Here is a 4,624-nt window from a genome sequence, read left to right as displayed (position 1 = left end):
AGCCATAGCTGTATATCTTTTGTACGTGAAATAATTTTATTTGCTGAAAGATCCGGGGGCAATGTTAAAATTAAACGTATTACGCTTGAACCAATAATTGACTCTTTCACGTTAATATGAATGTTATTATGGTTAAAGTTATATTTTAATTTTCTAATATACGTATTTTTTAGCTCTTCACTATTATTATCTTCCACTTCATATTTTAGCTCTAGACCGTTAAGAGCTTTAATTTCAGGGTAGCTATAGTCACCATGATTATCGGGTTCTATTGTTGCTATCTGAGTGTTAATAACTTCATTTTTGAGGTCTTGGTCTTGTTCCTGACTGACCATTTTAGTAGTATGCTCATCTAAGTTATCTATTGTTCTCAGAACCTCTTCATTATCTGCTTTATTAACCTCAATATTTTGCACTTCTATGTTCCCTGTTTTTACTAAACCTACTATTCCTTCAATATCTTTGTTTTCAAAAGTTTTTTGTAATGTCTCATTCAAAGATTCCAGTTTCGCAAGCTCTTCATATTCTGGCATATTTGATTCGTCTGCTTGCAACGTGTTTAAAATATAGGCACGAGTATATATATAATTTTTTATGTTAGAATCTAATGAATCTACATATACACCCTTTTCTAATTGTTCAAAATTATATTCCGTTAAATTAGACGTATAACAATACACATCTACGCTTCCACTAATAGAGACATTTATTTTATCTAAAGAAATGTGTTGTAAGTCTTTTAAAAGTTTCGCATGTTCTGGACCATAAGAATTCTTTTCGATAAAGTACTGAACCAGCTCACTCCTCCAATGATTTGTATCTAGCTGTTCGTTACCAAATCTAAACAGGTTATTATATAAGCTTATACCAGGCTTAACCTGCTTAAGAGCATCAAAACGCTCCTTATCAAAGATATTATGATTAATAAATTTAAGCTCTAGCAACTCAAATGTGATTTTTAAACCTTCGTTTTCTCTTTCAATAGTAGTTAAGACTAAATCTGGTCTTCTTTTGTTACTAGAAAACCAAGGTAAGTCATCACAAACTGACCATACCTGTAGCTTACGTTCACTGTGAGTAAGCCTTCTTTCAGTAGATAAATAGGTTGCTAGCATTTCATGAGCATATTTTCCTCGACCAATCACCTTCAAGACAAGAGCTCCCGAAATATCTTTAACTTTATTAACAGCTTCAATGATCGCATCTCGCGATATATTTTCGTTCTTCATTATAGATACGAGCTTACGATGCAACCGGTCATAGTATGCAAAATCATTTGTTTCTTCAGTAAGTTTACGAATATATTTAGATGATGAAACAATAAGCTTGAAACGACTGCTCTTTCCTACTTTAGGTTTATATTGAATAATATTTGCTTCACTAGACGTTTTAGTTAAAAGAGTTTTGTCTAAATACCTATCTAAAATCACTGACCAATTAAAGCGTTGATGCATAAAGTCAATTAATGCACTTTGTTTTTCGCTCGTAATTGATATCATATTTTTTAGAAGTTGTACCTCATTTTTTTCAGGCATTAAATTTGTTTGAACTATATATTGCAACTGATAAAAATATTGTAATGTTTTAGGTAAATGCTCACTAACATAACTTATACGTTTAACAGCTTCATCATTATTGAGTGGCTCTTTATATATAGTTTCAAACCAGCTTGTTGAATTTATAGGAGTGACACGTTCATATCTGTACTTTACTTGTTCTCCTTGACCAAAGTAGTCCGCTAATACTACTAAATCAGCATCTACCATCTGTTTTTCAACTTGATTTGATATTTTGTTAAGGTTTCTGCCTGAAATTACGTTTATTTCAATTTTAGGGAATTTACTATTCAATTCAGACTTTGTATATTCCTCTTTTTGCTGTAGCCATTTATTTAATTGATGATGAATTTTAGCAGCAGATTCGCTGTGAATAGTTAAACGCATTTTCTTCACTTTCGTTTTTGAAAATAAAGCATCGATACATTTCATAACTACTTCACTACTCTGGCAGTGTAGTAAAAGCATATCTAGCCCATCTTTTGCATAGGGGTATACTTCTAAATAGTTTTTAACTACTTTTATTAATTCTTCAGATAGCTCTTGAGATAAGTAGTCAGTATTTTGTGCCTGCTTTGTATTTATAACAAAGGATCCTTCTCCAAAATATTCGTCATTTTCGATTAAATAAGTATCGTCTTCTAATACTGAAAAATACCTTGGTGCTAAATGACTAACTTTACTGTATGCAAATTCTAAGTACTCTTCTAGCTTTTCTACTTCTAAGTTACCTTGAGTAGCATATTCACACCATTTTTGAACAAATTGATTAAGAGTTTCAAAACGCTTAAGATATGCTATTAACCGGATAGGATTTACAATAGTTAGCTTCCTAGAGTCAGGTATTCTGGATTCTCCCTTTTTTGTATCAAAATAATCTACGGCACCTATAATATTAATATTTTGATAAATATGTTTAGCAACGGACGAAGAAGTGGAAACACGAGAAAGAACTTCTTCTAATTCTTGTTCTAATCTTTGAGGATCTAGTACAAAAAAACCTTCTTTAAATGCTTTGTTTATATGAACTAAATAACGCTCTAAATAAGCTGAAAAATAATCAAAGTGTTGTTGCATGTTTTGATCATTCATCGAGAGATAATTTTTCACACTTGACTTCATGTAGTTATTAACATCTAATATTTCTAGGTCACTCTCTGCATAATTTTTGATGTAAGGTAAAATATCTTTTTCAGCATATTGCTTAAGAGTGCACAACTCGAGATTATTAAATGAGGTAATTTTAAATTTACGATTTCCTATAACTTCATTATCAATGTAGTGTTTTAATTCAAATGTAATATCTGTATCCTTAGAAGTTTCGTCTACTGTAGGTAACTTTAGTTTATCAAAGGTAATTTTGGGTACTAATTTTTCTAGCCCTTCTAAATAAAGCTTCAAAGTTGTTAAAACATTTTCACTAGTTTTAGATGTAATAACTTGTAAATTGAATCTTGAGTTTATAATGTTACTATTCTCTCTCTCATCTTCAATTAGAGAAAATGTCTCTTTTAAAAGAGCTAGTGTTATATCACTGTATATAGATGGATTCATTAGTTTTTCTACAGAGCGATTTAACTTCTTCACAAGCCCGTTCTTAGAAGTTAATTCTTCCTCAAACTCTTCGACAAATTCTTTAATCGCTTCAGGACTGTCATTAGATATTACTTCATCTAGTCCGTTTTCAAAGCTTTTTAATTCTTCTTGCTCGAAACGGTCTTTATTCTCTTCTAATACTTCACAAATTTGCTCTTTTATAGTCGGAGGCCCTACTTTAAAGTCTGTGACTTTTTGGACAAAGTCAAAATCATTAAATAAAAAAGCATCTGATGTTTGGTTTAAAAACTCAATTACTTCTTTAGTTAACTCGTCTATATTTTTACTTTCCCAAATCTCGTCGGGCCAATTATTTTTTTCTTCTTGTTCTAAAAATAAGTACAGATTATTTTGTATTTTCTCATGTTGTGACTCTTTAATTTGCAAGTTAGCTAGTAGATAGTTCTTTTGTAAACGACTTTTACCTGCTCCACCTACTTTTAGCTTCATATCAACAAACAAATTAAGGTGAGGTAAATTCTTTTGAATACTATCTATAACTGAGGAACTATTGTCGTTTAATACATGAACCAAAAACTTCACAACATTTCTAAGTTGCGGCTCACAAATACTTTGATAAGTTTTAATAAAAGCTTCAATATGCTTTATCTCATCCGCGGCAATCTGTCCAGATTCTGCTAAAATATTATAAATAGACATTAACCCTCTTGAAGTTAATAAATAGGATTCATCAACAGTGAATAGATTTTCTAAACTTTGTGCTTCAGGTGTCATTTCGTTAATAACTAAGATTAGAGCCTGATTAGATTTAGTATTATTTCTAAGCCATGTACTTGTTTCAAAGTCTTTATATGCAAAATTACTAAAACCTTCTACTGGGGTTATTGTTCGAATAACAGGTTCGTAATAATTCCTCAGTGAACCTATATTCAAGTTTAATTCACTTAATAAAAGCTGAATATTATTTGAAGTTAATCCGGTTATTTTAACAAATAATTTTTCTGTATATTCATCTTTTTGCTTCTTGAAATGATCTACTAACAGCCTATTAATCCATTGTGCCAACAATTTGTCTTCGGTTATATTGCTCATATTGTCATCACACCTTCTGCCATCTCATACGGATTTCTAATCATTGCTGTAGCATCCGAATATTCTACTAGCAATCCATTTTTTCTTAATTTCTCCCTAAGAGCCAACTCATTTTTTTGATAATGACGAATGTTGACTTTTGACCTATCATACAATGCGCTTTCTCGTGCCTGCATTTCCCCTACTATGAACCCATATTTTTTATATAGAATATTTAAAAACTCACTAAATTCTATCGATTCTTTTGGTTTCACGTTTATAAAAACTAGTGTTTGTAAGAACGTATCTGTCATCAAATATCTGTAACTAGAGCCCGCTTTAAAGTTACCTACTCCGCCATCTCTAGCTAAAGTTCTATTAATAGAAATTTGGTGCCTTTTTAATGTGTCAGAAATGACTTCCTTTACTACATTATGAAG

General features: G+C 31.0%; 1 protein-coding gene and 1 pseudogene. Both read right to left on the bottom strand.

All coding sequences use genetic code 11. From position 1 onward, the window contains the following. On the bottom strand, positions 1 to 4,205 hold a 4,205-nt coding region (locus AC1DRF_RS17335), incomplete at its 3' end, for an FtsK/SpoIIIE domain-containing protein (RefSeq protein ID WP_477741252.1). Further along, positions 4,202 to 4,624, bottom strand: a pseudogene (locus tag AC1DRF_RS17330) (hypothetical protein); the annotation flags it as partial. The gene AC1DRF_RS17335 and the pseudogene AC1DRF_RS17330, both read right to left, overlap by 4 nt.

The sequence above is a fragment of the Priestia sp. P5_B4 genome (genome assembly GCF_056400385.1).
Note: the sequence above shows the minus strand (reverse complement) of the source record. Positions and strands in the feature narration are given on the sequence as shown.